The 26,636-nt window shown below is 61.5% G+C and carries 28 protein-coding genes and 1 pseudogene; 6 read left to right on the top strand and 23 right to left on the bottom strand.

Translation table 11 applies throughout. The features are described from left to right. Positions 1-11 precede the first annotated feature (11 nt). From C5748_RS01255 to C5748_RS01170, 18 genes and pseudogenes are all read right to left on the bottom strand, one after another. Positions 12-3,839 carry a baseplate multidomain protein megatron gene (locus C5748_RS01255; RefSeq protein WP_105740104.1) on the bottom strand — a complete coding sequence of 1,276 codons (3,828 nt, stop codon included), beginning with the start codon at positions 3,837-3,839 and terminating at the stop codon, positions 12-14. A 235-nt stretch (positions 3,840-4,074) separates the two neighbouring features. Next, a pseudogene (locus C5748_RS01250) lies at positions 4,075-4,500 on the bottom strand (NlpC/P60 family protein); the annotation flags it as partial. Between the two features lie 5 nt (positions 4,501-4,505). Continuing rightward, a complete protein-coding gene (locus C5748_RS01245) occupies positions 4,506-5,384 on the bottom strand; it encodes a DUF2163 domain-containing protein (RefSeq protein ID WP_105740103.1) in 879 nt (292 codons plus the stop codon). A 166-nt stretch (positions 5,385-5,550) separates the two neighbouring features. After that, the gene (locus C5748_RS01240) at positions 5,551-6,195 is read right to left on the bottom strand and encodes a DUF2460 domain-containing protein (RefSeq protein WP_105740292.1); all 645 of its coding nucleotides are present in this window, start codon (positions 6,193-6,195) and stop codon (positions 5,551-5,553) included. Between the two features lie 5 nt (positions 6,196-6,200). Then, positions 6,201-6,749, bottom strand: a complete 549-nt coding sequence (locus C5748_RS01235) for a phage tail tape measure protein (RefSeq protein ID WP_105740102.1) — start codon at positions 6,747-6,749, stop codon at positions 6,201-6,203. A 3-nt stretch (positions 6,750-6,752) separates the two neighbouring features. After that, positions 6,753-6,956, bottom strand: a complete 204-nt coding sequence (locus C5748_RS01230) for a rcc01693 family protein (protein ID WP_105740101.1) — start codon at positions 6,954-6,956, stop codon at positions 6,753-6,755. Next, on the bottom strand, positions 6,953-7,312 hold the full coding sequence (locus C5748_RS01225) for a gene transfer agent family protein (RefSeq protein ID WP_245428714.1): 360 nt from the start codon (positions 7,310-7,312) through the stop codon (positions 6,953-6,955). The genes C5748_RS01230 and C5748_RS01225 overlap by 4 nt, the downstream gene beginning before the upstream one ends. Next, positions 7,309-7,722, bottom strand: coding sequence for a phage major tail protein, TP901-1 family (locus tag C5748_RS01220; protein WP_105740100.1), 414 nt, complete (start codon positions 7,720-7,722; stop codon positions 7,309-7,311). The genes C5748_RS01225 and C5748_RS01220 overlap by 4 nt, the downstream gene beginning before the upstream one ends. A 225-nt stretch (positions 7,723-7,947) precedes the next feature. After that, entirely contained in the window at positions 7,948-8,355 is a 408-nt protein-coding gene (locus tag C5748_RS01215; RefSeq protein WP_105740099.1) for a DUF3168 domain-containing protein, read from the bottom strand. After that, complete coding sequence (locus tag C5748_RS28115) at positions 8,300-8,476, bottom strand: hypothetical protein (protein WP_158259794.1); 177 nt, start codon at positions 8,474-8,476, stop codon at positions 8,300-8,302. The genes C5748_RS01215 and C5748_RS28115 overlap by 56 nt, the downstream gene beginning before the upstream one ends. Continuing rightward, positions 8,473-8,808: a phage head closure protein gene (locus tag C5748_RS01210; protein ID WP_105740098.1), complete on the bottom strand. Its 336-nt coding sequence runs from the start codon at positions 8,806-8,808 to the stop codon at positions 8,473-8,475. Before C5748_RS01210 ends, C5748_RS28115 begins: the two co-directional genes overlap by 4 nt. Then, entirely contained in the window at positions 8,805-9,371 is a 567-nt protein-coding gene (locus tag C5748_RS01205; RefSeq protein ID WP_105740097.1) for a head-tail connector protein, read from the bottom strand. Before C5748_RS01205 ends, C5748_RS01210 begins: the two co-directional genes overlap by 4 nt. Before the next feature lie 199 nt (positions 9,372-9,570). Continuing rightward, positions 9,571-10,845: a phage major capsid protein gene (locus tag C5748_RS01200; RefSeq protein WP_105740096.1), complete on the bottom strand. Its 1,275-nt coding sequence runs from the start codon at positions 10,843-10,845 to the stop codon at positions 9,571-9,573. A gap of 12 nt (positions 10,846-10,857) precedes the next feature. Beyond that, complete coding sequence (locus tag C5748_RS01195) at positions 10,858-11,550, bottom strand: HK97 family phage prohead protease (RefSeq protein ID WP_105740095.1); 693 nt, start codon at positions 11,548-11,550, stop codon at positions 10,858-10,860. Next, positions 11,540-11,920, bottom strand: coding sequence for a DUF6107 family protein (locus C5748_RS01190; protein WP_105740094.1), 381 nt, complete (start codon positions 11,918-11,920; stop codon positions 11,540-11,542). Before C5748_RS01190 ends, C5748_RS01195 begins: the two co-directional genes overlap by 11 nt. A 243-nt stretch (positions 11,921-12,163) precedes the next feature. After that, entirely contained in the window at positions 12,164-13,321 is a 1,158-nt protein-coding gene (locus C5748_RS01185; RefSeq protein ID WP_105740093.1) for a phage portal protein, read from the bottom strand. A 251-nt stretch (positions 13,322-13,572) separates the two neighbouring features. Further along, a complete protein-coding gene (locus C5748_RS01175; RefSeq protein WP_483428560.1) occupies positions 13,573-14,841 on the bottom strand; it encodes a DNA-packaging protein in 1,269 nt (422 codons plus the stop codon). Further along, positions 14,774-15,313 (bottom strand): hypothetical protein, encoded by a 540-nt coding sequence (locus C5748_RS01170; protein ID WP_105740091.1) that lies wholly within the window; start codon positions 15,311-15,313, stop codon positions 14,774-14,776. The genes C5748_RS01175 and C5748_RS01170 overlap by 68 nt, the downstream gene beginning before the upstream one ends. 353 nt (positions 15,314-15,666) lie before the next feature. Between C5748_RS01170 and C5748_RS01165 the strand changes: the two genes are divergently transcribed. The 4 genes from C5748_RS01165 (at position 15,667) to C5748_RS01150 (ending at position 20,301) form a co-directional block, all read left to right on the top strand. After that, entirely contained in the window at positions 15,667-17,841 is a 2,175-nt protein-coding gene (locus tag C5748_RS01165; protein ID WP_425350181.1) for a transglycosylase domain-containing protein, read from the top strand. A gap of 134 nt (positions 17,842-17,975) precedes the next feature. Further along, positions 17,976-18,572: a DUF1214 domain-containing protein gene (locus C5748_RS01160; protein ID WP_105740090.1), complete on the top strand. Its 597-nt coding sequence runs from the start codon at positions 17,976-17,978 to the stop codon at positions 18,570-18,572. 7 nt (positions 18,573-18,579) lie between these two features. Then, positions 18,580-19,122: a DUF1254 domain-containing protein gene (locus tag C5748_RS01155; RefSeq protein WP_105740089.1), complete on the top strand. Its 543-nt coding sequence runs from the start codon at positions 18,580-18,582 to the stop codon at positions 19,120-19,122. Between the two features lie 123 nt (positions 19,123-19,245). Further along, positions 19,246-20,301, top strand: coding sequence for a DUF2336 domain-containing protein (locus C5748_RS01150; RefSeq protein ID WP_105740088.1), 1,056 nt, complete (start codon positions 19,246-19,248; stop codon positions 20,299-20,301). Positions 20,302-20,384: 83 nt separating this feature from the next. Here the strand turns inward: C5748_RS01150 and C5748_RS01145 are convergent, their stop codons facing one another. The 3 genes from C5748_RS01145 to C5748_RS01135 are packed head-to-tail and all read right to left on the bottom strand — an operon-like array spanning position 20,385 to position 23,560. Further along, on the bottom strand, positions 20,385-20,729 hold the full coding sequence (locus tag C5748_RS01145) for a DUF1491 family protein (RefSeq protein WP_105740087.1): 345 nt from the start codon (positions 20,727-20,729) through the stop codon (positions 20,385-20,387). Between the two features lie 13 nt (positions 20,730-20,742). Beyond that, positions 20,743-21,678 carry a peptidoglycan-binding domain-containing protein gene (locus tag C5748_RS01140; protein ID WP_105740086.1) on the bottom strand — a complete coding sequence of 312 codons (936 nt, stop codon included), beginning with the start codon at positions 21,676-21,678 and terminating at the stop codon, positions 20,743-20,745. Continuing rightward, positions 21,653-23,560, bottom strand: a complete 1,908-nt coding sequence (locus tag C5748_RS01135) for an ATP-binding protein (protein ID WP_105740085.1) — start codon at positions 23,558-23,560, stop codon at positions 21,653-21,655. Before C5748_RS01135 ends, C5748_RS01140 begins: the two co-directional genes overlap by 26 nt. A 420-nt stretch (positions 23,561-23,980) precedes the next feature. Between C5748_RS01135 and C5748_RS01130 the strand changes: the two genes are divergently transcribed. Next, on the top strand, positions 23,981-24,505 hold the full coding sequence (locus tag C5748_RS01130; protein WP_105740084.1) for a DUF5330 domain-containing protein: 525 nt from the start codon (positions 23,981-23,983) through the stop codon (positions 24,503-24,505). Positions 24,506-24,690: 185 nt separating this feature from the next. Further along, positions 24,691-25,134: a SufE family protein gene (locus C5748_RS01125; RefSeq protein WP_105740083.1), complete on the top strand. Its 444-nt coding sequence runs from the start codon at positions 24,691-24,693 to the stop codon at positions 25,132-25,134. Positions 25,135-25,341: 207 nt separating this feature from the next. Here the strand turns inward: C5748_RS01125 and C5748_RS01120 are convergent, their stop codons facing one another. Further along, positions 25,342-26,160, bottom strand: coding sequence for a DUF6456 domain-containing protein (locus C5748_RS01120; protein WP_245428712.1), 819 nt, complete (start codon positions 26,158-26,160; stop codon positions 25,342-25,344). After that, positions 26,157-26,621, bottom strand: a complete 465-nt coding sequence (locus tag C5748_RS01115; RefSeq protein WP_105740082.1) for a helix-turn-helix domain-containing protein — start codon at positions 26,619-26,621, stop codon at positions 26,157-26,159. Before C5748_RS01115 ends, C5748_RS01120 begins: the two co-directional genes overlap by 4 nt. Positions 26,622-26,636 lie beyond the last annotated feature (15 nt).

Below are 26,636 nucleotides of genomic sequence, written 5' to 3'. Positions count from 1 at the left end.
TTTCTGTGTTATTAAAAATCAACGGTGAGACGGGCGAACCTGCCTGCCCCGGTTCTGGCGCTGATCATTGCCACCGCCAATTCGAATGGTTCAAAGCGGCCACCAAGATCGGCGGTTCGGTCCGCCGCGGCATAATTCCATAGCGGTTCCCTCACCTGCGCCTGCCGTATCACTGAACCGCCCCGCCATATCTCGACCTGATAGATTTCCTGCTCTTCGCCCAAGGGAATGTCAGTACCGAACCAATTGTCCGCATCGATGCGGCCGCGCCGGATCCAGCTTGCGGCGATATCGCCGTTCGGCAATTGCCTGGCGGCAAGATGCACCGGGCTCAACGGTTGAAGTGCCCTAAGGCCGCCGACAGCTTCGACCGTATCGAAATAGAGCTCCGAAAAATCACGTCCGGCCGTGCCGATCCGCCAGTTGAGCGCCAGGCCGATCTCCGACGCCTGCAAGCCCGCCGGCACGATTGCATCATCCAGCAGCACGAATGGTGTGCCCGCCGGCTTCGGCATGGCGGCCTCTTCTTCCGTGCCAAGCTGTCCACGCAACAGGCAGGTCAGCCGCCACTGGCTATCGGCTGTTTCCACAGCTTCGAGAAACTGGAACACTTCCCAGCTTCCATCGGGCGCCTGAAGCAAAGCCGCATTTGCGCCGTTGAAAAGCTGCGCCTTGGGCTGGGAACGTAACTCTCCGGCATAAAGCAACACATCCACGGCCTGCGTATTCATGAACCTGCCGCTGTTGCCCGGCGGCAGCGGCGCCGTCAGTTCCCCGACAATTGCCCTGCTGCCCACGAGGGTCCGCGTGGAATAGCCATCCGATTGTGGTGATGCATATGCGCTAACGCCGCGCCACGGCCTGGCATAGCAGGCGAGACGGAACTGGCTTGCAGCGTCCTCGGCTCCCGGCCAGGCAGGCAGATCGATCAGGTGGAAAAACGGCTTCCCGTCATTGGTGAAGGGATTCCCCGGCGGGACCGAAGGCAATGTTCCGACATCGGGAAAGCGCACATGCGGCGCGATGGCTACAGCCTGGACATTGCGCTCCGCGCCATCCTCCAGAGCGGTCACGACGAACTCCGTAGCCTCGGCATCGCCGGAGGGGCTGATCGTGTCGCCGACCGACAGGCCGACATGGTCCCATGGCACCGAAAGGCTTGTCGTTCGCCGTCCCGCCCAGCATCTTCTCAGCCAGTTTTCCGCCAACGCCCTTGCCTGTCCGGCTTCCATCGAACCCGCCAGCGTCAGCGTCTCTCTTCCCTGCCCTTTACCCTCGCTCCTCACCGCAACCGCGCTCCCCGTCTGATAATTGCGCATGGGGTCGCTGAAGAACACTTCCACCGTGCCTGGAAGATCATTGCGATCTTCCAGCATCGATGTCATCGAAGCTCCCTCGTTATCGGGCAGGACGATATGCTCGACCAGAAGCGACGGGGACAGCCTGGCGGCGCTGCGGAAGACGAATTGGTCTTTCGTCTCGAAGGCATGGATGCCGAACAGGTCCAGCAACGGCTCCAGAACCGAGCGCGCGGTCGATGGTTCTGCGATGACGAAACCGGAGAGATAGCCGTCGGCGGCCGATGTATCTGCTGCCTCCAGGCCGAAATCCTGGAATATGGCCGCTATCAGATCATCGAGCGCAACGCCGCTTATCCGTCCGTTCAACCAATGGCCAAGGCGCCAATTATCGGCATCTCCCCAGAGACTGCCATTGAGCGGAAATTCAGGGAAAGGACGGGTATCCCAGGCCCAAAGATAGATGCGGCGAGTATCCAGCATCGTTCCTCCATAAATGGGAGAAACGGGATTGCCGCCATTTTCCGTCCGGTTCCAGTAATCGAGATGTGCGCCAAGAAAGCGGCTTTGCGCCAGATCGGAACGCGAACCGTCGGAGAAATACGGAATGGCATTTTCGGAGGATTTCGGATCGGGAAAGACGTTCGGCTGGTTGGGAGCCTTGTCCACGGCAGGGCAGCCGAGTTCGGTGAACCAGAACGGCTTCGACATTGGCTGCCATGCGGTCGGCGTCCCGCTTTCCACGCCATCGATCCTGTTATAATGCGGATTTTCCCACCAGCTCTTCAGATCCTTGTAGCGGAAGACCCAGGGCTTGCCCGAGAGACCATCCGATATGGGCGAGCGGACACGGTTCTGGCGATCGGCTGCGCTGGCATAGTACCAGTCGAACCCTTCGCCGCCCGCAATGTTGCCGACAAGACCCTCGATATCGTAAGCGCCGCTGAGATTGTCCGGCCCGAAACGCCTGTCGTCCTCGTCGCGCCAGTCGCCCAGCGGCATGTAGTTGTCGATGCCGACCGCATCGATCGTCGGATGCGCCCATAGCGGATCGAGATGGAAATAGACGTTGCCGCTGCCGTCCTGCGGGTGGTGCCCGAAATATTCCGACCAATCCGCCGCATAGGTCAGCTGGCAGGACGGGCCGAGGCGGGAGCGCATTTCGGCGGCGAGTTCACAGAGGCCGGAAACGAAGGGGAAGCCGTTCGCCTCGTCGCGGAGCGTCGTCAGACCGCGCAGTTCCGAACCGATGATGAATGCATCGACGCCACCGGCTGCGGTTGTCAGACCGGCGCAGTGCCTGAGGAACCGCCGATAGCCCCATTCGCCATCGAGAAAGGCGGTTATCTGGCTGGCCGCCATCACCGTGCGATCGGCGGTTCTCTCCTGGTCCGGTCCGGGAAAACAGCTGATGCGTCCGCGCCAGGGATAAACCGGCTGAGTTTCCCCGCCATAAGGTGACGGCAGGTTATTATCCGCGGGGATATCCATCATGATGAAGGGATAAATAGTGACTTTTAGACCACGGTCTTTCGCATCGCGGATAGCGGCGATGACGCTCTCGTCGGAGGGGGTGCCGCCATAGGCAGCGCCCACCGCATTGCGGGAAACAAGATGCGCTTCGCCTCGCTTCAACCCGGCAACGCGCCAGACCTGGCTGGGCCGCCTGGCATTCGGCTCCACAATGCCCGGCCGGATACGACATTCCCCGGCGCGCAGATCGTCACCGAACCACGGCACGACCAGCGCCACATGCTCAAGGCCAGGGCAAAGCGCCTGCAATTCGTCCATCGAGGCGTTCCAGTCGCTTAGCCCACGCAACGCGTTGCGGTTGAGCGAGCGCGTTTCCCCAGGCTTCGGCTCGTCCGTCACCACATCAGGCGAAAGGCCGAACTCGGTCGAGCCGGGGATAAGCGCGACCGCCGTAATGCCCTTTGCCAGAGCGCCGACGGGCCGTATCACCTCGAAATGGATTTGCGGAAGCCGGTTGCCGTAATCGTCGATCGGCATGCGCTCGAAGACGACATAGGCGGTTCCGCGATAAGCGGGAGCATTGCCATCGCCCTGCTTCGCCTCGATCAGTGGATCGGGCATCTGGTCGACCGTGCCGCGATAGATGCGCATTTCGACGGTGGTCTGGTCCAGTTCCCTGCCGTCGGCCCAGATGCGGCGGATGCCTGATATCTCGCCCGCCGCGACGGCGTAGGCGGCATTGGCGAAATAGCTGTAATTGGTGCTTTTCGCGCCGCCTTTGCCGCCCTGGCGGGTCGTCGTCGCCTTTTCCTCGAAACGGGTCGCCCAGATCAGCGTGCCGGAAAGGCGCGCGGTGCCGTAGACGAAGGGAAGTGCGGCGCCCTCTTCCGCCGTCGTCGGCTTCGTTCCGGCCAGACGCGGCCCTTCCGTGCGGCGCGTCGAATTGATCAGCGCCGTATCGAGGAGATAGCCGCCCAGCGCACCCGCCGCAGCACCGATCGTGCCGCCAAGCGTGCCGAGAAAACCGCCGAGGTAAGCGCCGGCAGCCTGAAGAACGAGTGTCGCCATGGGGATTATATCTTTCACAGTTAGATGGCAGCGTGCTGCGATGCACCCCCCTCTGGCCTGCCAGCCATCTCCCCCTCAAGGGGGGAGATTACGCCTTCATGAACGGGAAGCATCAATCGTAGACATCGCAGGAGGAACGCGGAGAACGATATCAGCCAATCTCCCCCTTTGAGGGGGAGATGCCCGCCCTTCGATAAATGCTCAGGAGGGCAGAGGGGGGGGCATCGCAGCGCGCTGGAGCCGGAAACGCGAATACCCCAGCAATACGCCGGCGCCATTGCGGAACGAGCACCGACGCCATGACGCGATGGCCCTCATAGGCGTGGATGAAGCGGTTTTCCGGGGCGAAGATGCCCAGATGCTTGGCGGCGACGGATGGACGCCAGCGAAACACCAGGAGATCGCCTGGCTGCATTGTTCCGACCGATTTTTCAGCCATATGGCGGCGCGCCGCATCGATCAGCCGATCGCCGCCACCGGCTTCCGCCCAATCCGGTGCATAGGCGCCGGGTTGCTCCGGTTCTTCGCCATAGAGCGCGCGCCAGATGCCGCGGACAAGGCCCAGACAGTCACAGCCGACGCCCTTCGACGATCCGCCATGGCGATAGGGCGTGCCTATCCAGCCGTCCGCCTCGCGCAGGACCGATGATGCAATTGTCATCTCCTTCATGGCACCAGAGGCTCCCCATCGAATTCCGCATCGCTGTTGACGTAAGCGTAAGCGGCATCGTTTCCGGGCAGATGCGGGAAGCCGCGAAAGTTTACGGTGTTGGCGAATTTTGCCCGGCATTGCGCAAAGCTCTTGTCGCATCCGGCGACGACACAGAACGTATCGCCAACCGCTACGGGGTCGGCCGGGATATCGCGCAGCACAATGTGGCCTGCGGGTGCATGACTGACGACAATTGCCACCTTCCCCGCATTCGCCCCGCCAGTCCAGGTCAGGCGGCCATTGTCGAACCAATGGGATTGAAAGCCCTCAAGGCCGGAGGCCAGAAAGGCGGCGTCGCCGGTCGCGACCACCACCGCTTCAGCGAAATAACGCGGATCGCCGGTGTTGACGCCACAGCGCCGGTCACCCAGTTCCGCGTCGCAATTGCGCATGACGCGGCGGCCATGGATCTTGTCGAGATTGGCGGCGCTGCTCTTCAGCTCGGCGGTAAATTTGCCATCGGCATAGGTAATCTTTCCGATGATCGAGCGGCGCAGCAGCACATGATCCTGCGGCGACGACCAGTTGACGAGATAGGTTTCGACCGTGGCGTCATCATAAAGGCCGCGCTCGATATCGGCCTGATCGATGGCGAGCGAAGACAGCGCGCCTTCGATCTCAGCGCTGTCGACGGAAAGACCAAGGGCGGTACTGGCCTCGCTGCCGGTCATTCCTGTCTGAGGTTCGCAGGTCACGCCCGAGACGAGAAGCCGCCTGTCGTGATCGGTGAAGCCCAGGACTGAGCCGTCCTGGCGGCGAATGATCCAGACGAAACAATGGGTTGTCACCACCCCTTGCAAATGTGATTCAAGGGCTTGAGGAATGGGCATCATGATTTAAAGCCTTCCATATTTGACCCTTCACCCTCGTCCTTCGAGGCTCGCTTCGCTCGCACCTCACCATGAGGGTGAAGGGCGCCGACGTTTCAGTAGCCCTCATCCTGAGGTGCGAAGCGGAGCGGAGCCTCGAAGGACGAGGGCGCTTGGTGATTCCGACAAATCACGCTTTCACCTCGATAATGGGAACTGAAGGAATTTCTCCCGCCTTGAACGAGGCGATGCTGGCTGTAAGGCGGTCCGTGTCGAAACGCACCGCGACATCGAAGACGAAGCCGGCGGTGACCGAAGCGCCCACAGGCGGGATCGACTCGGGCGTGAATGTGACGATGCCGGTCAGGCTATCGACGGTGAGCGCCTCGCCCTCGATCATCTCGACTCCGCCGACGGCGATCCGGACCGAGCCCGCGACCGGCTTGGTGATCGGGCGGACATAAGCGCCCCCGCCATAGCTCTTGGTCAATTGGAAAGCCGTCGTCCTGCCGTCGCCCGTGCCGATCGATTGATCGCCGGGCAGTACCTCGCCGCCATTCTCGTTCGAGAGATGATCGAATGGATCGCGGAACCGGAAAGCGTGGAGCGAACCGTGCCGCGCTTCGAAGAAGGCCAGAACTTCCCTCAAATCGTGCAGCGAGCGCAGACCCGTTCCCGCATCGAAATGCCGGCGGGACTGCGCCCAGCGCGCATTGCGTTTCTCGTGGCCCGAAATGAGCGTTACGATTTCATTGCGCCATTCCGGGCCTCCCGTTGCGCCGAAGGAGACACCGAGGGGAAAGCGCACATCATGAAAGGAAGATATCTCGGCCATGATATTCACAAGCTCCTTGCGCCGCGCCGTGCGGTCCGTGCCAGCATGCCGGACAGTTGCGCCTCCGATTTGCGGAATGACGCGGCATCAGGCGTCGAGACGTTGAAAACGACCTGCATGGATTTTCCCGAAGTGCCGGTTGCCACGCCGAGGCGGCCGTCCGCACCGCGGGCGAGCGGCAGGATGGCCTCGGCGCCCGCCTCGCCGCTTAAACCCAGCGAACCGCCAGCCATGCCGAAATAGGTCGGGCTCGACACCACACCGCCCTTGGCGAAAGGTGTAACACCGCCGACGCCGCCAAGGAGGCCGGAGAACAGCGACGACATCAGCCCCTGCAGCGGCTTCAAACCGGTTTCGAGCGCGAGGCCGGCGAGATTGGTGGCGAGCCCGCGCAGCACATCATCGAGGCCGCGCCCGCTGATCGCGGCTCCCTTCAACGCCGCCGTCAAGCTGGTGCCGAACTGGCCGGATTTCTTCTGCAAATCGTCGAGCGCCTTGTCGAAGGCGCTGGTATCCGCCTCGATCGCGACGGTTACATTCTCGTTTTCAGCCATATTTCACCTGTCGGGAAATGCCCGCATGAGGGCGTCGAATGTCTGGCGCGACGGCGCGTTCGCGGCGCGCGCGGAAAGACCCATGGCCGCCGCCAGTTCGCGCGGCGTCATGGACCAGAAGGCTTCGGGAGAAAGCCGCAGATGCCCCAGCCCCGCCTGCATCATGGTCGCCCATGGGAAAGGCTCTGGTTCAACTGCGGCACTCAAGGGTTTGAAAGGGAATCGCTTTCCGGCTTCGCCGTAGCCGCCTGCGCAGCGCCGAATGCGACCGTCAGCAATTCGCTGACGATGCGGGCGAAACCCGCCGCGCCGCCATCGGCCTGCATCTGCGCCACATCGTCTTCGGTGACGCTGTGTCCGCCACCGCGCAAACCGGCTGTGATGATGCGCACCATATCCCGTGCCGAAAGGCGGGCGGAGGAGAACCGGGCAATGAGCGCGGTCAAATCTTCGGCTTCGAAGGCTGCCTCCAGTTCGGCAAGCGCCCCGAGCGTCAGGCAGAGCGCCCATTCGCGGCCATCGAGAACCGCACCCACTTCACCACGGTGCCGGTTCACCATCATGCCAGCTCTCCGAAGGTGACTAATCCGGCCGATTCCAGCGCGATTTCGAAGGTGACCTCCGCATCATGATTGCCGCCATATTCGAGCGCGGTGATCTGGAAGGAACCGTTCAACGCGCCGAAATCGGGAAGGATGATCTGCCAGGCGAGGATATCGCCGTTGAAGAAGGCGGTGCGGACAAGGGCGTCGGATGCGGCGTCCTTGAAAATGCCGGAACCGGTGATGGAGGCCCGCTGCACGCCGCTGCCGCCGAGAAGCTGCCGCCACCTGCCGGCGGCATCGGCATCGGTCACGTCGACCGTCTCGGCATTGAAGGCGATGCGCTTGGCGCGCAGCCCGGCACAGGTCTCATACTCGCCATCCGGGCGGGCGATCTTCAGCAATATGTCCTTGCCTCTCTGGGCGGCCATGGAATTCTCCTGTTGTGGGAATGACTTAAGGGAGAGAGATACCCCTCATCCGACCTCGCTTCGCGAGGCCACCTTCTCCCACAAGGGGAGAAGGGAGGTGCATTGCATAGGCCATGCTGCAAAATACCAGCGTCTGCGATTGGGATTAGCCTCATGCAGCTTTCTTCCCTTCTCCCCTTGTGGGAGAAGGTGGCCGCAAAGCGGTCGGATGAGGGGTATCCAGCGCTAAACCCCCTCGGTCACCGCCCGATAACGCAGCAGGCCATGGTAGCCGTCGCGTTCGTCGTCATTGCGCGCCTGCGAATATTGTAGCGCTAGATTGACGAGCCGGTGCCGGTCGAGCGTCAGAGCGGTGGCAGACATCCGGGTGGCAATCAAATCCATGATTTCCAGGACCTGTTTCTTGCCGCCCGCACGCGACCATACATGGATGGTGAAGAGATGCTCGTCGCCGATTTCGCTGTCGGTGCTCCAATCGTAGACAGCCGTCTGACCGAAAGTGACGTAAGGGAAGGCAGCGGCAGCGGGGACGTGATCGTAGACATTCGGGCCGCCCAATTTCGCTATCAGTGCGGCATCACCGGAAAGGGCGAGATAGATCGCCTTGTGCAATTCCATATTGGCGCTCGTCATCGTGTTCGTCTTCCTTCCGTCGATCCGTCATCGGTTCCGGCACGTTTTCCCGCAATTCGACACCATGCCAGCGCAAGCTGCGGATCAGACCGTCCATGGTCAGGGCCATCGACAATTTCATCGCCCCTCCTCCCTGACGCGACACAGACAATAGCGGCGGCTTTCATCAGGATCATGAACGGTAATGATCGTGAAATGCCGCTCTCCCTTGCGCAGGCGCATGCCGCTCTCGACGTCGTTGCGGAAACGCAGGATAATGCGATGGGTGATCTCTTCGAGCGGCTGTGCCCCGAAATATCGCGCCGTGTCGGAGACGGGCTCGACACGGCCCCATAGGGTCGCAACCTCTTCCCTTTTTTCCGTGTAGCCGCCGATACCGTCGGGGGCGGGACGGATCCGTTCGAGCGCCAGTTCGCTCGAAAGCCGTCCGGCATCGATAAAGACGGTGTTCATAGCGATACCCTGCGCCAGATTTCCACCAGACGGTCGAAGGCCGGCGGGAAGGAGACCGGCTGCGCCTCGCCATCGAAGGCACCACGGAATTCGTAGAAATGCGCGACAAGCGTCAAGATGGCGTGTTTCAGTGCGTCCGGCACGTCCGCGCCGGTTTCGCCAAAACCCGCCACGAAATCGATTTCCAGCCCGCCAAGCGCGGCCGAGCCTAAGCGCCGGTTAAGATAAAGCCGTTGCGGGCGCGATCCCTCGTGGAGATGCCGCTCGCCCAGGCCGATCACCACCGGCGCTCCGTCCGGAGCATAGGCCCTCGCCTCCACGATCTCCTGCACGGGATAGCGAAAAAGCGCGATGCGGCCAGAGCGCGGCCAGCGGTCGAGATGGAGCCGCCAGGTCTGGCTGATCAGCGCCAGCCCGGTCTGGCTTTCCACCACCTCGCGCGCCGTGCGCAGAAGCTGTTCCAGGAGTGTGTCTTCGCTTTCGGTAGAGATTTTGAGAAAAGCGCGCGTTTGCGCGAGCGTCACCGGCTCGACCGCCGGCGGCGTGACTAAATGCATGGTCATGGGGAATCCTTGTTGGAGGATCACCCCCCTCTGGCCTGCCGGCCATCTCCCCCCCAAGGGGGAGATTACGCCGTCATGAACGTTCGGCATCAATCAATCGCGGATGTTGTAGAACGAACGCAGGGAGCCGTATCAGCCAATCGCCCCCCTTGAGGGGGAGATGCCCGGCAGGGCAGAGGGGGGTGTAGCAACACCTAACTCACGCGGAGAACTTCAATATCTTGATCGCGTCGAAATCCTGGATGCCGCCGCCTACACGCTTGGTCGTATAGAACAGCACATAGGGCTTGGCGGAATAAGGATCGCGCAGGATACGGACGCCGGTGCGGTCGACGACCAGATAGCCGCGGCTGAAATCGCCAAACGCGATGGCGCTCGTATCGGCCGCGATATCCGGCATGTCCTCGGCTTCGACCAGCCCGAAGCCCATCAGCGATGCCTTCTCTCCCACGACGGCAGGCGGCTGCCAGAGATAATTGCCGTCATTGTCCTTGAGCTTGCGAAGCGCTGCCTGGCTCTTGCGGTTCATCACCCAGTTCGCGTTCTGGCGGTAGCCGGCCTTCAGCGAGTAAACGAGCTCGATCAGCACATCGGAAGCATCTTCAGCCGGCAATCCACCGGCAACGCCGGTTGCGAGATGACCGAGCTTGCCCCACTCCCAATCGGCTTCCGCAACGCTTTCATAATCGAGAAAGCCACGCGGCTTGTTGACGCCGTCGCCACTGATGAAAGCGGCGCTTTCCTGCTCGGCGAAGGCCGCCTCCACTTCCGCCGAAATCCACTGCTCGACATCGATCGCCGCATCGTCGAGAAGCGAAGCGGTCGCGGCCGGCATGGCGTAGAGCTCCATCGTCGGAAACTGCAGTTCGGCGAGCACGCCCGACGCCGTTTCCGGACGCGCATCCGTCTCGCCCACCCAGCCGACCGCCGGGCCACTCACGGAGAACGGCTTCTTCAGCACGGCGCCGGAGACCTGCCGTACGCTAGCGACAGAGCGGATCGGCGAAAGCCGGGCAAGCCGTTTGCCGATTTCGGTCTCGATTTCCGCCGGCACCAGATAGCCGCCATCGGGACCGGAACCGTAGGAATGCGCCTTCTGCTCGATGCCGCGCAGGGCCTGTTCGTCGCCCCGGCGGACATAGGTTTCGAAGGCATTTTTGTGTTCGAGCGAGGCGACCGGGTTGCCGCGTCCAAGCGAGCTTCCAAGCGACGGGCGGGCCTGTTTCAGCTGCATCTGGTCGAGCACCTGCTTCTGCTCTTCGAGGCTGCGGTTGATGCGATCGACCTTCTCCACCGTCAGCACATCGGGACCGACCCGCTTTTCGATCTTATCAAGCCGTTCGTCATTGGCCTGCTTGAAGGCATCGAAGGCCGACATGAACTCGTCGAACGCTTCGGCGACGTCCTGTCCGCTGCCGATCGCCTTGATCTCGACGCTCTTCTTCTCGGATGCCGTAATTGTTTCTTCCTGCATCGTTGTTCCTTCTCATGAAATTTGTCTGGCGGCGGCGCGGATGCGCCCGGCCAGCGTTTCGGGTGAGGCAGAAACGGCATCCCGCCCGTCTGCATTCGTGCCCGCGACCGCCGCGTAACCCTTGGCGATCACGATGCGCGCTTCGCTACGGCTGAACCCCGCGTCCCGCGTGAGCCAGCGTTCGAATTCCCTTGTTGTCGGCAGCATCGTGGCCTTGACGCTGCTGATGCGCGCGGAAGGCAGCATCGGGAACGTGACCACGGAAATCTCCCAGAGATCGGCCTCGATGATACGGCGGATCCCGGTCCTTGCCTCCTTGCGGGCGCGTGCCGTGCGAAAGCCGACGGAAAGCCCGTCGAGCGCGCCGCTGCGCATCAGTTCGAGCGCGTCCCGGGCCCGCGGAACGCCCTTGGCCAGGCGCCCTTCCACATAGAGGCCGCGTGCATCTTCCCTGATCACGGTCCAGACGCCGATGGGCTCATTGGCATCATGCTGCCACAGCATGCGGATGCCTGACGTGCCGCGGGTCTTCAGCGATCTGGCGAACGCTCCCGGCTCGATGATGTCCTGACCGAGATCCACTTCGCCGAAGAGGCTGGCATAACCGGAAAAGCTGCCGTCGATATCCACCTGCTCAAGCGCCAATCCGGCCAGTTTCGTCTCAAGTTGCAGCTTTGGCCGCAGCTTCGCCTGCTCAGCCTTCATCGCGGATTTCCTTCTGTTTTTCTGAAATGAAATCGGGAAGCGCTGTGGTCTTCATGCGTTCGGTAAAACGGTTGAAGATGCCGAGCGCCGACCATGCCGCAAGGCTTGCGGCAGCCGATCCCATCAGCATGAGCTCCGCCTTGCCGAGATCCCCGTCGATGGCGAGCTGTTCGGCGATCTTGACGCCCGCCGCTCCGCCGAAAACCAGACCGCAGATGATGCCGACGGCGAAACGGATCGCCGCCTCCTGCTTTCCCTTGGGCAGCATATAGGCGAGCGACACGGCGGAACCGGCAACAGCGCCTGCGGCCTTCGCCAGCCATATCCATGCCATATCGCCCACCAAGCCCGGTTCATTGAGCGCGCTCATGGGGGTTCTCCATTTTGGGATTACCGTGCCAGACACCCCTCATCCGACCGCTTCGCGGCCACCTTCTCCCACAAGGGGAGAAGGGAGGAGCACTGCATTGGACTCCGGCCAAACCAAACGTTGGCGATTAGCAGAAGCGTTCGTGCGAGCCTTTCCTTCTCCCCTTGTGGGAGAAGGTGGCCGCGAAGCGGTCGGATGAGGGGTGAGGTGAAGGACAAATCGTGTCCTAGCGACAAGCGCTGTTCAATACCCTACCGCCTGCCGCTTCTCCTCGTCGGTCAGGAAGGACGCGTTGGAAATGCGCTGCCAGAGCGCATCGCGCTCGGCAGAAAGTCCTTCGATGCGGTCATAATCGTGCTCCAGACGCAGATCGTCGCCATAGAGCGGCGCCAGCCAATTGCCGAACGCCTTGGCGGTGCGCGCGATCAGCGGCAATACCGTCAGGCGATAGAAGGCACGGTTGGCCTCGGCATAGTTGGCGTAGGTATTGTCGCCGGGAATGCCGAGCAGCATCGGCGGCACGCCGAAGGCGAGAGCGATATCACGGCTTGCGGCGTTCTTCGCCTCAATGAAATCCATGTCGCGCGGCGAAAGCCCCATCGCTTTCCAGTCGAGGCCGCCTTCGAGGAGCAGCGGACGACCCGCCCCCGCCGCGCCGGTATAGCCATCCTCCAGCTCGGTTTTGAGCCTTGCGAACTGTTCCTCCGTCAGATTGCCGCCATCCTTCGGCGCGTAGACCAGTGCGCCGGAGGGGCGTGCGGAATTGTCGAGCAACGCCTTGTTCCAGGCGCCCGCCGCATTGTGGATATCGAGGGCCATCAAGGCTGCTTCGAGCGGGGCAAAGCCATAGTGATCGTCAAGCGGGTGGAAGAGGCTTAGATGCAGCGCCTGCCCGCCCGCCGGGCCATCGAGAGGCACGATGCGCTTGGCCGCGCCGCAACGATAGGCCAGCGCTTGCGGCCACCCCTCACCATCCGTCTCGACGGTGATGCGCTCCGGGCGCAGAAGATGCAGTTCGCGCGCGCCGCCAGCCGTTTCGATACGCTCGACATAGGCGTTACCCGAGAGAAGCAGGTGGCCGTAGAGCATCTCGAAAAATGCGGCGCCGTTCGATCCCCGGCGCGGCCTGGCCAGGAGATCGAGCAGCGGATGCGCCTCATGTTCGGTCGAGCCTTCATAAAGCAGCCAGGGCACGGCGCTCGCCGCCTCGGCGATCATACGCACGGCGCGATGGACGACCGGGTTGCGCATGAAGCCTTCGCGCGCCAGCGTCGGATAATCGCGCGCGATCCAGGATGCGCTCTGTTCCACATGCAGCGCCACGAAACCCGTGGCGGACTTTGCTTCGGTGCGTGCGGGAGCAATCGCGGCACGCCTGCGCCACGGCCATGATAATGGCATGGGGTTTTCCTTGTTTTTAAAGGGAAATTTCGAGGTTTTGTGGTCAAAATACCCCCCTCTGCCCTGCCGGGCATCTCCCCCTCAAGGGGGGAGATTGGCTGACAATGCTTTCCGCTTTCATTCTGAAACGTCTGCGATTGGTGCCACACGTTTATGAAGGCCTGATCTCCCCCCTTTGAGGGGGAGATGCCCGGCAGGGCAGAGGGGGGTGAGAACACAAATGATTCCGTCAAAACAGGAACGGCTCTAAACTACTCCATCCTTCGGATCCTCGGCATCTTGTCCTTGCCCAGCATCAATTCGTTGAGGGCCCAGACGAGCGCATCGAGACGATCGGGCGAGCGGCCGGAGGAAAGGCCGCCCGGTGCGAAATCGCACATCTCGTCCTCGAGCCCCGGAAAACGCCTGGTGTGACGGATGCGGCCCTGCTCATAAAGCGCTGCGACCGGTTCGGCGCGAAGCCATTTGCCGCGCATCGCCCGAACCGAGCGGACGGGAACGCTATGGTCTTCGGCGGCAATCACCGCCGCCACCATGTCGCCGCCCTGATTGACTTCGGCGATGACGATATCCGCCTCGAGGCGGTGATAAAGCGCAACGGCCTGGCGCGCCCATTGATAAGGCTTGGCGTGGACAAGGCTTTCATCGGCCAGAACCCAGCCGAAACCGTCATGATCGATGCCCGCCGCAACGATGCCGCAGGCATCGGAATTCCGTCCCGCGGTCGCAGGCGGATCGATAGCGACGACAACGCGCCTGAGCGGTGGAACCACCTTGCGGACGAGCCCTTCGATCGACGAACGCGACCAGAGCGCATCGGCGCGGTCCTCGATCAGCTCGCCGTCCAGTTCCTGCCGCCCGAGCCGCGAACCGGCATAGCGGCTCTCGACCGCCTCCAAAAAGCCCGATGCGAGATGGCCGGCATTCTCAGCCGTCCTCATCCGCGTCAGAGGTATGGATTTGTCGGCAAGCAGCGTACGCAGCAGGCCGACCGGGCGTGGTGTCGTCGTCACGATCTGACGCGGAAACCGTCCGATCCTGAGGCCGAACTGCAGCATGTCCCATGTCTCCTGCGGATGTTTCCACTTGGCCAGCTCGTCGCACCACGCCGCATCGAATTGCGGTCCGCGCAGACTGTCCGGGTCCTCGGAGGAAAAGAACGACGCCACCGCGCCCGTACTCTCCCAGACCAGCCGCCGCCGCGTCGCTTCGAGCCGGGGGCGCTCACAGCGCGAGACGGACAGGATGCCCGACGGCCCCTCCACCATGACTTCGCGCACATCGGCAAGCGTCTCGCCGACCAGGGCGATATGGCCGGATTTCGCCGAGGCAATGGTCGGAAGCCCCATCGCTATTCCGGCGGTCCATTCGGCGCCTGCGCGGGTCTTGCCCGAACCGCGCCCGCCCATGATGAGCCAGGTGCGCCAGGGCGCCATCGGCGGCTGCTGGGCATCACGCCCCTGGCAGAACCACTCCCTGTCCACCGCCATCGCCAGATTGCCCTTCAAATTGTCCTTCATGCCGACGTTGAATAATTTCGGCTGCCCGGACATCTGCAAGTTCGTTGATCCTCCTGTCGATGCGCGCCAGCGCGTCGCGCAGTTCTTCCGGCTTGACTGCCACCGGATCGGCGGCCGGCGCGGGTTGCACCGTGTTCTCGCGCGCCAGTTCGATGAATGCCTTCAGTGCCCGTGCCAGAGACCCGAGCGCATCGACCGCCGCCTTGTCAGGCACCTTGCCGCCTTCCGTCAGGCGCACGAGCTCGTTGCGGATATTCGCCAGTATCTCCTCCACATCGAGCGGCAGGTCATCGGCGCGCTTGGTCATATCGGGATCAATCCCCCCGCGGCGCAACCGGTTCAGGTAAATGCGTTCCTCCACCCCCAGAACAAAAGCGATCTCGGCATGAGGCACGCCGTATTTGCCGTGCAGGCGATAGCCAGCACAGGCGCGCTCGGAAGCGCTTCCCGCAGTATCGGACCTGGTTGTCATGATGATCCCGTGAAAGTGCCGGGCAGCAACAGTAAAGACTGCGCGGCTGTTCGCGCCTCGCTACCGGCGCCGGATACAATTTTGTGACGATAACTGAAACCTACCAAAGCATCGTCACGGCGTCAAGGATTATTTTCCTATATCGGAAATTTTCTTGCATGAACGCGGTGATAAGGAACATTCATGTGAATGGTTACCATATTCCCTCTCCGCGCTTGCCGTTTTGGTGTAAATGCTACACAATTCAATGTAGCGGTGTGGCTCATCGGCGCGTTTAACGCGATGTCGCCCCACATGGGATGGAGCGAAGAGGGGCATGAGACGATCCAAGCGATCGATACTCGCTGAAGCCGATGTTCATGCGTAATTCAAGAAAAAAGCTGCAAAAATCGCCCGGATCGCGCAAGCCGTTCCGCAGCCCGCGGCTGATCGGCATCGACGCCTGGGTCGACAGCGCGCTCTATAATCTGCGTTTCGCGCTTGCCGAATTCTGGGAGAACACGACGATTTTCTTCCGCCGGTTCCGCGTCAGAGGTTTCCGCCGGTTCGTTGTGGAACTGCTCGATGAAGGTCTTACCCTCGGTGTCGGCGGGTCGGTGCTGCTCCTGGCGCTGGCGCTGCCCGCCTTCCAGGAAACGCGCAAGGACTGGCGCGCCCAGGATGATTTCGCCGTCACCTTCCTCGATCGCTACGGCAACGAGATCGGTCAGCGCGGTATCCTCCATCGCGACGCGGTGCCCATCGATGAACTGCCCGACCATGTCATCAAGGCAGTGCTTGGAACGGAAGACCGCCGCTTCTTCGATCATATCGGCATCGACTTTCTCGGCCTCACCCGCGCCATGACGGAGAATGTGCGCGCCAACAACGTTGTCCAGGGTGGCTCGACGATCACGCAGCAATTGGCCAAGAACCTGTTCCTGTCCAACGAGCGCACCATCGAGCGCAAGGTCAAGGAGGCCTTCCTGGCGCTGTGGCTGGAAGTCAATATGAGCAAGAAGGAAATCCTCCAGCTCTATCTCGACCGCGCCTATATGGGCGGCGGCACTTTCGGCATCGCGGCGGCGTCGGAATTCTATTTCGGCAAGAGCATCGAGGACGTCTCTCTCGCCGAAGCCGCAATGCTGGCCGGATTGTTCAAGGCGCCGGCCAAATATGCGCCGCATATCAACCTGCCCGCCGCGCGTGCACGCGCCAATGTCGTTCTCTCCAATATGGTCCAGGGTGGATTGATGACCGAGGGACAGGTCGTCGCAGCAAGGCGCAATCCGGCCAATGTCGTCGATCGCGGCAAGGCCGAAAGCCCGGATTATTTCCTCGACTGGGCGTTCGAAGAGGTGAAGAAGACGGCGGCCAAACTGCCGCAGCACTCGCTGATCGTGCGGACCACGCTCGACCGCAATCTCCAGAAAGCCGCCGAGGAGGCGATCGAATTCCATCTGCGCCAGTACGGCAAGGAATATCAGGTCGGCCAGGCAGCGGCGGTCGTTCTGGAGAATGATGGGGCGGTTCGCGCCCTCGTCGGCGGACGCGATTATGGCGAAAGCCAGTTCAACCGCGCCACCAGGGCGCAACGCCAGGCAGGTTCGTCGTTCAAGCCCTATGTCTATGCAGCGGCCATGGAAAAAGGCCTCACGCCCAAAAGCGTCGTCTCTGACAGGCCGATCAGCTGGGGCAACTGGTCGCCACGCAATTACGGGCGCAGCTATGCCGGCAGGGTCGATCTGACGACGGCGCTGGTCAAATCGCTCAATACGGTTCCAGTGCGGCTTGCCAAGGATTATCTGACGACCGCGCCCATCGTCGCGCTGACCAAGGCCATGGGCATCGAATCCCCGATCTCCTCGCACAAGACCATGGTGCTCGGCACCTCCGGCATGACGGTGATGGATCAGGCAACCGGCTTCAACGTTTTTGCCAATGGCGGCTTTGCCGGAACGCGCCACGCCTTCACGCAGATCATGAACCAGCGCGGCGACGTACTTTGGGATTGGTCACAGGACAGGGACGAGCCGCATCGCGCATTGTCGGAAAAGGCGGTCAGCGAAATGAACTCCATGCTGGTGCAGGTCCCCGAATGGGGCACCGGACGGCGCGCCGCGCTGCCGATGACGCGCGTGGCCGGCAAGACAGGCACGACGCAGAGCTATCGCGATGCATGGTTCGTCGGCTTCACCGGCAATTACACCGCTGCCGTCTGGTACGGCAATGACAGTTACGCACCAATGAAAAACCTGACCGGCGGCGTATTGCCTGCGATGACCTGGCAGAGGATGATGAACTACGCCCACCAGAATATCGATCTCAAACCGATACCCGGCATCGATACGTCCTTCCCCGATCCGGCGAAGATCGCCTCCGGCAAGGGCGCAAAGGGCAAAACGCAGGCGGAAGACGAAAGCCCCATCGAGCGGCCGCGCATTCTCTCCAGCGGGACGACGAAGGCGCTGTGGGAACTGAACCAATTGTTCAAGAGTGCACCTCCCCTGACCGCGCCCACCGGCCGCACCAGGCTCTCGGCTCTTTGAGTCATGATGCTTTCACAGCGCAAATATTTTTCTGTAGCATCTGAAATTAGAGCGTTTCCTATTTTGATGGAATCGCTAGGCGCCCCCCGCTGTCTCGCCGGCGTTTCCAGTTAAAATTGAAATGCTCTAGCCCGATGCTTCGAACCATTCTTCTCACAGGCCTGATCCTTGCCATCGCCATTGGCGGCGGTGCGGCCAGCGTGCAATATGCGCTCGACCGTTTCGGTGGCTTCGGCGCTCTAGAAGTCGGGCAGTGGAACGCCTATCCGGCTGCGGGCACGCCGGATTCCGATCCCTACGCCAAGGCGCACGGCGCCAGAAACGGAGCGCTGGCGCTGGGAGCAGCCGAAGGTCTGATCTTCCAGGCCAACCGCGACCGCCAAGGCCGGGCGCTCGACCGCCGCTGCACCTACCACATCAGCGGAGCGACGCCGCCTGCCCGTTTCTGGACGCTTTATGCCGCCGATCGGTCCCTGCATCCCCTGCCCCCGGAACCCGGCATGCTGCCCGCGCTCCATTCGCGCCAGATTCTGCGCGATGAAGATGGGAGCTTCACCATTACCGTTTCGCCAAAGGCGCAGCCCGGCAATTGGCTGCCGGTGCCGGGCTCCGGTCCGTTCGTTCTCATCATGACCTTTTACGACACGCCCGTCGCCAGTTCCTCCGGACTTTCCGATCTGGTCATGCCTAGGGCAAGTCTCGTGGCGGAAGAGGCCGGCTGCCATGGGTAAGCGGGGAATGGGCAGGCTGATCCAAGCCCTGTTGCTCGGCCTGATCGGCGCGGGAATCGTTCATATCGCAGTGCTATTGCTCGTTCCCGTCTATTCGGACCGCAATGCATGGTCGCGGATTTCGGCTTATGGCGGCTCCTACCGCTTCCACGTGCTCGAAACGGAGACGGACGGGCGCGGCGGCCTTCACGATCCGCTCTTCCAGGAAGCAGCATGCCGTTTCGATCTCCTCGACGGCCCGGTGCGCGTCACCGCAGCGGGCAACGTGCCCTTCTGGTCGGTCTCGATCTACAATCGCAGCGGAGAGAATCTCTACAGCTTCAACGACCGCACCTCCACCGACGGCAAGCTCGACCTGGTTATCGCCAATCCGATACAGATGATCGATCTGAAGAAGGACCTTCCGGAAGCCGCCGCGCAATCGATCCTGGTCGAGGAAGATATCGGCGAGGGTTTCGTGGTGATACGCGGTTTTACACCGGATCAAAGCTGGCAATCGTCGGTGCGCAATTTTCTGAGCGACGCGGACTGCCTTTCACTGCCGATGTAAGCGATGGGGCTCGTCGATGGTTAATAGCTTGCTAAGGCTTCTCCGCTAGATTGGGCAACAGAGCCGGTAAATCCTGCTCTTTCCATTGTTGTGTTGCTTGCGATTTATCCGGAGTACCCTCGCGTGACAAACGAACAGTTCCGCGCCCTGGAAGTCCTGTCCGGCAGCGGAAAGGCAAGCGGCGGCAAGGCCGACGATCTGCTTTCGGCGGCCGTCACCGCATTTACCGCGATGACGCGCCCGGCCAGAAACGACATTCAGCAGCTCGAAGATCTGGCACTGCCGCTTCTCGAAAATGCGACGGCGCGCGGCAAACGCCATGCGACCGCGGTGTTGTCGCAACTGGAATATGCGCCACGCAACCTCGTTCTGGCGCTCTGCGACGAGGCTGTCGAAATTGCGGCGCCGCTGCTTTTGCGCTCGCCCATCCTGACAACAGCCGATCTGGTCGACATCATCGGCAGGCGAGGACTGGGGCATGCCCGCGCCATCGCCCGGCGCCAGCAGGTCGATCCGATCCTCCAGAGCCTCCTGGAAAGCCTGGCCGATCCGGCGATCGACCGGTCGATGGCAGTCAGGCGGCATCTGGCGCGCGCCGATGCGCAAGCGGAAACAACCATGCGGGAGCCGTCTCCGCGCCTTAAGCCCGTTTCCGACGCGATGCGTGATGTGCATGATTCGCTGCGCTCGATCATGCGTGAGGCGACATCCACGCATCTCGTCTCGGAGCTCCAGTTGACCGAGGGTACACGGAAGCCGTCGGACGATCACATGATCGACACCGCGCTTCTCATCGATCCGGTATTCTTCCGCAACATGCTCGCCGACATGCTCGGCGTCTCCTTCGAGCATGCGCAGTCGATCATCGGCGAATGGCCGGATTCGCAACTGCCCATCGCGCTGAGGGCGCTGGGGCTTTCGGCGCAGGACAGCTACCTCATCCTGACCGCCGTGCTCGGCACCATTCGGGGCGACAAGAATGCGCTACGCGATTTCGTGCATATCTACCGCTCCATCAAACGGGAAACGGCGTTCGCCATCGTCCAGCGCTGGAAAGCCGGGGACATGACCGCCATACTGCGGCAGAAATTGCGTGAGATGGCCTCCGCGGCGGATGAAGAGCCGATACCCGATGCCGCAAACAGCGACGGTATGGTGTTGCGGAAGGTTGTGCGTTAGGTCGTTTTACGTTCCAGTGGAAACGCTATGCTGGAGTACCCCCTCTGGCCGGCAGGCCAGAGGGGGTATCATCCGTGCCGGCATTAAACTTCCGAGATCGGAAATAGCGGCTCGTCGCCGGCATATCCCTCGATTTCGACCAGCCAGAGATCCGGATCGAAGCGCGCTTCCTTGCGCAGTTTTTCATCGGCGTCCCATTCGGCCAAATCCTGCCCGACACGGGTAAAGACACGCTCGTCCGGCTTGCCGGAATCATAAGCCGTTTGCGGTGCCGGACCGTAGAGATCGTACCTGCCGTCGGCTTGTCGCATCTTGATGAAGATCGCTCCCGCATCGGAGGAACCGCGCCGTGCGAGAGTGGCGAAGCCGCCATCACCGCTCACCCGGCGCATAAGGGCCGAAACCCAGAAATCCGATGTCAGGCGCAAGAGTGGGAACTCATCAGCTTATCAGGCCGATTTCGCGCATCTTGGCGAGCAGTTCCGCATCGACCTGCCCCGTCACCTTCAGACGGAAAAGCTTCTGGAACTCGCGGATGGCATCCTGCGTGGTCTTGCCCGGCACGCCATCGACGGTGATCAGATCATTGCCGAAGGCTTTGAGCCCCGCCTGCACGCGCACGATTTCCTGAGACGAAACCGAAATCTGAGACTTTACCGCGGCTGTAGGGCGTGGTGCGACGACCGCTGTGGTCATCGTCCGGTCGATCCCGTTGTCCGGCCGCTTGGGCCGGGTTACCGGGACGGCGACAGCGCTCACTTCGGCAATTTCACCCTCATCATCCGAGGCGCTATTCGATAAGGACGCCGTTTGGATGCCGGCCTTTGCCTGAACCGCGCGCCAGCTATCCAGCGCCTTGCGCGTCTGCGGGCCTGGCAGACCATCGATCGGCCCTTCATAAAAGCCGAGCGCGGCAAGCTTGTGCTGCAGCTGGGCGATTTCCGGATCGCCATCCTGAGCAAGCTGCGGCGCGGGCACCGGTATTTCATCGGGTGCGATAGCGGGGGGTTCGGACTGCGATGCCAGATCCTGGTATGCCGGTTTGACGTCTACCCGCTTTTCCGGCAGGGGTGGCGTAGCTGGAGCGGGCGTTGCCGGTGTCAGTGCCTGGTTGAGGACGTCTTCAGTGCGTGGCGCCGCCTTGAATACGAGATCGGGTCTCGTCTTGAAAAACACGCCCCCATGCGCCTGAGGCTGATACCACAGCGCATTGGCGGAAACGAAACCGAGGGTGACGAGGAAGGCGGTCGCGCCGCCGGTCGCCACCGGATTGCGCGCAATGGCATCGCCTGCGGCGAGTGCCACGCTGGATACGGTAGCCAACAGCGCGTCGGCGATGCGGCGGCCAACGCTACGCCGTTTTACGGTTCTGCGCATAGTCGTCCCCTTCCTGCTCGTCTTTGTGCTTTTCATGACGCCTTTCTGCCTGAATGCGATGGATATCGACCACCGTTCCTGGTTTTTCCTTCTGTTCCTGAGTGCTTGCCAATTTCGAAGCGGTCCGCGGCCCGTCGACGGGCAAGCAGACGGTGACGATGGTCCCCTCGCCCGGCCGGCTGGTGATTTCCATCGTTCCTTCGTGCAGTTCCACGAGCCCCTTGACCAGGGAAAGACCGAGACCGGTTCCCTCATGGGCACGGGTATAGGCGTTGTCGAGCTGCGTGAAAGGCTGGCACAGGCGGGTCAGATCGCCCGCCGCCATGCCTATGCCGGTATCCGCCACCGAAAAGACCAGCATGCGGGCATCCTTCACCTTCTCCACACCGGCATCGATGGTAACACAGCCGCCTTTTTCGGTGAATTTCACCGCGTTGGAAACCAGATTGATCAGGATCTGCCGAACCGCGCGCCGGTCGGCGATCACCTCGCCGACGCTGGCATTAAGGCGGTCGCACAGGACCACGCCCTTTTTTGCCGCCTGATGGCTCATCACGCCGTTGCACATGCCGACAGCCTCGCTGAAAGCGAATGCTTCGGGGGAAATCTGATAGGTGCCGGACTCGATCTTCGAGACTTCCAGGATCCCGTTGACCACCTGGAGAAGATGCGTCCCGGACTGATGGATGAGATCGACATATTCGCGCTGTTTCTCGTTTTCGAAACGGCACATCAATTCATGCAGCAGCACGTCGGAGAAGCCGATGATCGAGTTGAGCGGCGTGCGCAGTTCATGGCTGACGGAGGCAAGGAAGCGGCTCTTCGATATCTGGAGGCTTTCCGCCGCCTCTTCTGCACGCTGCAATGCCTCACGCGAGGCCTGCTCGCCCGAGATGTCACGCGCGAGCATGGTGAAGCCCCGCAGCACGCCATTTTCCCTGATCGCGACCGCTTCCAACCGGAAAGGCCGGAAAACGACGGAATGAATGCCAAGATCGCGGCCGACGCGGCGCAGGCGCAGTTCGATGCTCGCGGTGTGCTTTTGGCCGTTTTCAGGCGCTCGAAGGTCCGCCAGGAGACCGAGATAATGGACCCGGTCCGAAACATGCACGCGGTCGATGAACTGGGTCCCCGTCAGCACCTGCCTGGAAACACCGAAATGTTCGGGCGCCCTTACCGAAAGCGAATTTATGACGCCATCCGGCGACAAGCGGATCACCACCCCGTCGATGGCATTCTCGATATCATCGGCATTCGCCGGGTGCACATCGTTCTCGTTCAAGCGAACGACACCCATAGCCCGCGCCAGCAGCGACCCGACATAGCATATCGTCACCAGCGTCGTCACTGCCAGGGAAGCCTGTGGCGCAAAGGGCGAAGCCTCCATGATCAACGCGGCGAAAACCAGTATGCCCACGCCCATGCCGATTGCCGCGCTACGGCCGGTGCGGCCGACGAGCCAGGCTTCGAAGGGAATGGCGGCCGCCATCGCCCACAAGGCGGGATTGGCGGGAGCCGCACCGAAACCGGCAAGGCTGATCCCGGCTCCATAAGCAGCGATACCTGCGATACCGACAAGCCTGGGACGTATGCTGAGCGAGGATAGCGCGCACAGGATCATCGCAACGCCCACGAAGATCGCTGTCGCCAGGCCAGCTTCAAGGCCCCTGGAAATCGTGCCGCTCGCCGCAAAAGCCGCAACGAGCGCGACCGGCATGGCGCAGAAAGCGGCGATCATCCGCTTGTCCGCAGCCCTGTCCTGCGCCTTGTCGGCAGCCTGTCCGGCAGGAACCAAGCGGCGGCAATAGCCATCGAACATCGAGGCGCAGCCACGCACACGGACACCTGCGGATTCAAACGTTTTCAGAAGAATGGCGTGCACTATGCCGTACTCACTACATGCGTTTCGTGCTTCCGGCTCCCACCGTGACACCTTGAGACGCCCCCGGGGAAGGCCTTGGCTTTATATAGCCGCCAGATTGCCGCCGAGGCTTTAAGGAATGGATAAAGGCTCTCTCTCGATCTCATGCACAACACATATTCGGAGGGCCCGGCATCTGCTTTTCCGCGTATGGTAAACAGAGGGTTGTCGATCGTCTGCCAAATGCGGCAGCATGACGGCAGCGGGACCGGTTCGCCTCATGGCAAACGCATAAGTTGACGGAACCTTGAGAAAATCGTTCAAATTCGAATCAAATTTGCTTCGTGCCTTCAATCGGATTTTTTTGTCTGTCTGTCATGGTTGCTCCATAAGGGCTGCACATCGGATGCGGCCGAAGCAGATAGAAGATTGGGGAGGCATATGCGCTTTCTTATAAAGACCGCCTTTTGGCTGACATTGGCTTTTCTGGTTCTCCCGCACACCCCTTTGGGAAATCTGAGCGGTGACCTGAACGGCGGCAAGAATGACCAGGAGGCCGGCAGCCCGCTCGCCAGCAATCCGGCCATGGCCCACGATAGCGCGCAAAGCGAAGATCCGGAGAAAGCCGGACCGCTCGAAACCTTCTTCGCCGCGCAAAAAACACTGGCGGACTTCAGTTCTTTCTGCACCCGCAATGCCAGCGTCTGCGAGACCGGGAAGGCTGTATTCTCCAGCTTAGGCGTACAGGCGGAGGATGGCGCGCGCATCGCCTATGAATATCTGGGCGCCAGGTTCGGCAAGGAGCCGACTGCCGCAGCGGTTTCCTCCACGATCGAGGATTTACAGGCGAAAATGCCCGCAATGCCGAAAAGTGCTGACGGCATCTCCATTCCAATTCCCGCGCCGCGCCAGTCCGCTGATAAAACGGACGCGGTGCACACCGGGACCGTGAAGCACCAGAACTGATTTCCGATATTACTTTAGCCTCCAGACTGCCGGACTTCCGGTAAAGCCACACGCATTCTTGCTCGCGTGCGGCTTTTCTTTTTTTGGAGCCGGCCATTTTTCCAAGGCTTGTTTCCGAGGCTTGCCCGGGGGAAATTATCCCTCTACCCGTGACGTTGCCGCCGCCAATCGCTATATGTGAGCGCATGACCCAGACCATTGACGATATCGTTACCGATTTTGACGTTCTCGACGAGTGGGAAGACCGCTATCGCTACGTGATCGATCTCGGCCGTGATCTCAAGCCCTACCCGGATGATGCCCGCGATGCGGCGCACAAGGTGCAGGGCTGCGTCAGCCAGGTGTGGCTCAAGACCGAGATCGGCGAAGGCGAAGACCCGGAAATCACCTTCCTGGGTGATTCCGACGCGCATATCGTGCGCGGCCTCGTCGCTATCGTGCTGGCGCTTTATTCAGGCCGGAAGGCATCGGAAATCCTCGCCATCGATCCCGACAGCGTTCTGAAAACACTCGGGCTGGACGAGCATCTGACACCGCAGCGGTCGAACGGCCTGCGCGCCATGATCCGCCGCATCCGCGCCGAGGCGCAGGCCGCACTCGTCGCGGAGGCGAGCGCTGCAAGGCATTAGAGTTTGTCAGAGCTAGCTTCAAACAGCTTTCGCCGGGCCGTCATTCTCGGGCTTGTCCCGAGAATGACGATAGGAAAGGGTCCTCTGTCTTGTCAGCGGTTCAATTAAACCATGACAGACCGTAGAGTGCTGCGCATCCAATTGGGCGCGCAAAGGACGCTCTAACCTTTGAGTGCTGCATAATCTGAGTACCGGCTACCCAGATCGTCAGACTCTTACCGAAGGCCGGTAATCAGCCGCTCCCCATTGGACGATTCCTCCACGCCCCGGTTTCGACTGGCTGCCTTGCGGGCGATAATGCCGGTCGAGCGCGCCAAGTGCCGCTTTCAGCAGCAATTTTGCCGAACGCGCCGGCCAGCGGCGTTCGCGCTCGACCGTTTCAAGGCCCTTGAGGAAACAGCATATATCGATCAGCACGCCGGAAAGCTCAGGCCCGACGGCATTAAGTGCCTTTTCGACACGCAAACGCGCAGCCATCGCGGCATCGGTCAGTTCGACCGTGCCATTTCCGGAGGTACGATTGCGCCCTGCGGCGCTTGTTTCCCAATTGGCGCCGAGCCTCGGCATCAGATTTCCGCGGGTGAAATCGGACCTGAGGCGTTCGCCCGCCGCAAATTCCTCCACCGACAGGAATGGCTTTCCGTCCGTGCCCTTGCGCCGATAAAGCTGACCGAGCGGTGATTCGGCATGATTGAAAGCGACGAGCCTCGTTTCACCATCGGTCTCGACCACAACGTTTTCCAGGTCCCGGCCGGCCAAGGTCCCGCCGGATGACGGAGCCGTTGCACGTTGCCGCGCTGTCGCGCGCATGCGTTCTCGGCCAAGAGGCGTCAACGCCACGATGTCGCCCTGCAAGGCAATCAAACCGGCTTGCTGCATCGTTCGCAAAAGCGAATGGCGAGCCGAAATGCTGCCGCATTCGGCGCTTTCCAACAATATATGATCCGGCAATGCCGCCATTCTCAACCGTGCCTTCGTCTTGGCGAGGAAACGGAGAATGCGGCGCGACGCTTTATCCTTCGTCATTTGTTCCTCCCTTTGCCTAGAAAGGCGGCGGCGGACAGACGTTCGAAGGCGGCAAGGATTGCATCGAACTCCTTGTCTTCACGCATATCCTCGATCAGATGGCAGGCGTGCATGACCGTGGAGCGATCGCGGGCGAAGCCTTGCGCCACGTCCGCCATCGTCAGGCCGAACAGCGTATGCGCGACATACATGCCGATCTGCCGGACCCTGGCCACCTCGCGCCGGCAACGGCCGCCGGAGCGCAACTCATGGCCGGGAACCCCGAAATAAGCAGCCAGAATATCGATGAAGGCATCGCAGATTTCGATCGTCTGGCTGCGAGGCAACCTGCCGCGGCGCCCCTCTTCGATCGAGGAAAGCTTGTCGATCGCCACGCAGCGTCCATGTTTCACGGCCATTGCGATCAGGGCGTCGACAGCCTCGGATTGCGTGTGGATCACACCTGATAACACCGAAGACATTCTTCTTCCTCTCGC

Source organism: Phyllobacterium phragmitis (genome assembly GCF_002980495.1).
Lineage (GTDB): Bacteria > Pseudomonadota > Alphaproteobacteria > Rhizobiales > Rhizobiaceae > Paramesorhizobium > Paramesorhizobium phragmitis.
Note: the sequence above shows the minus strand (reverse complement) of the source record. Positions and strands in the feature narration are given on the sequence as shown.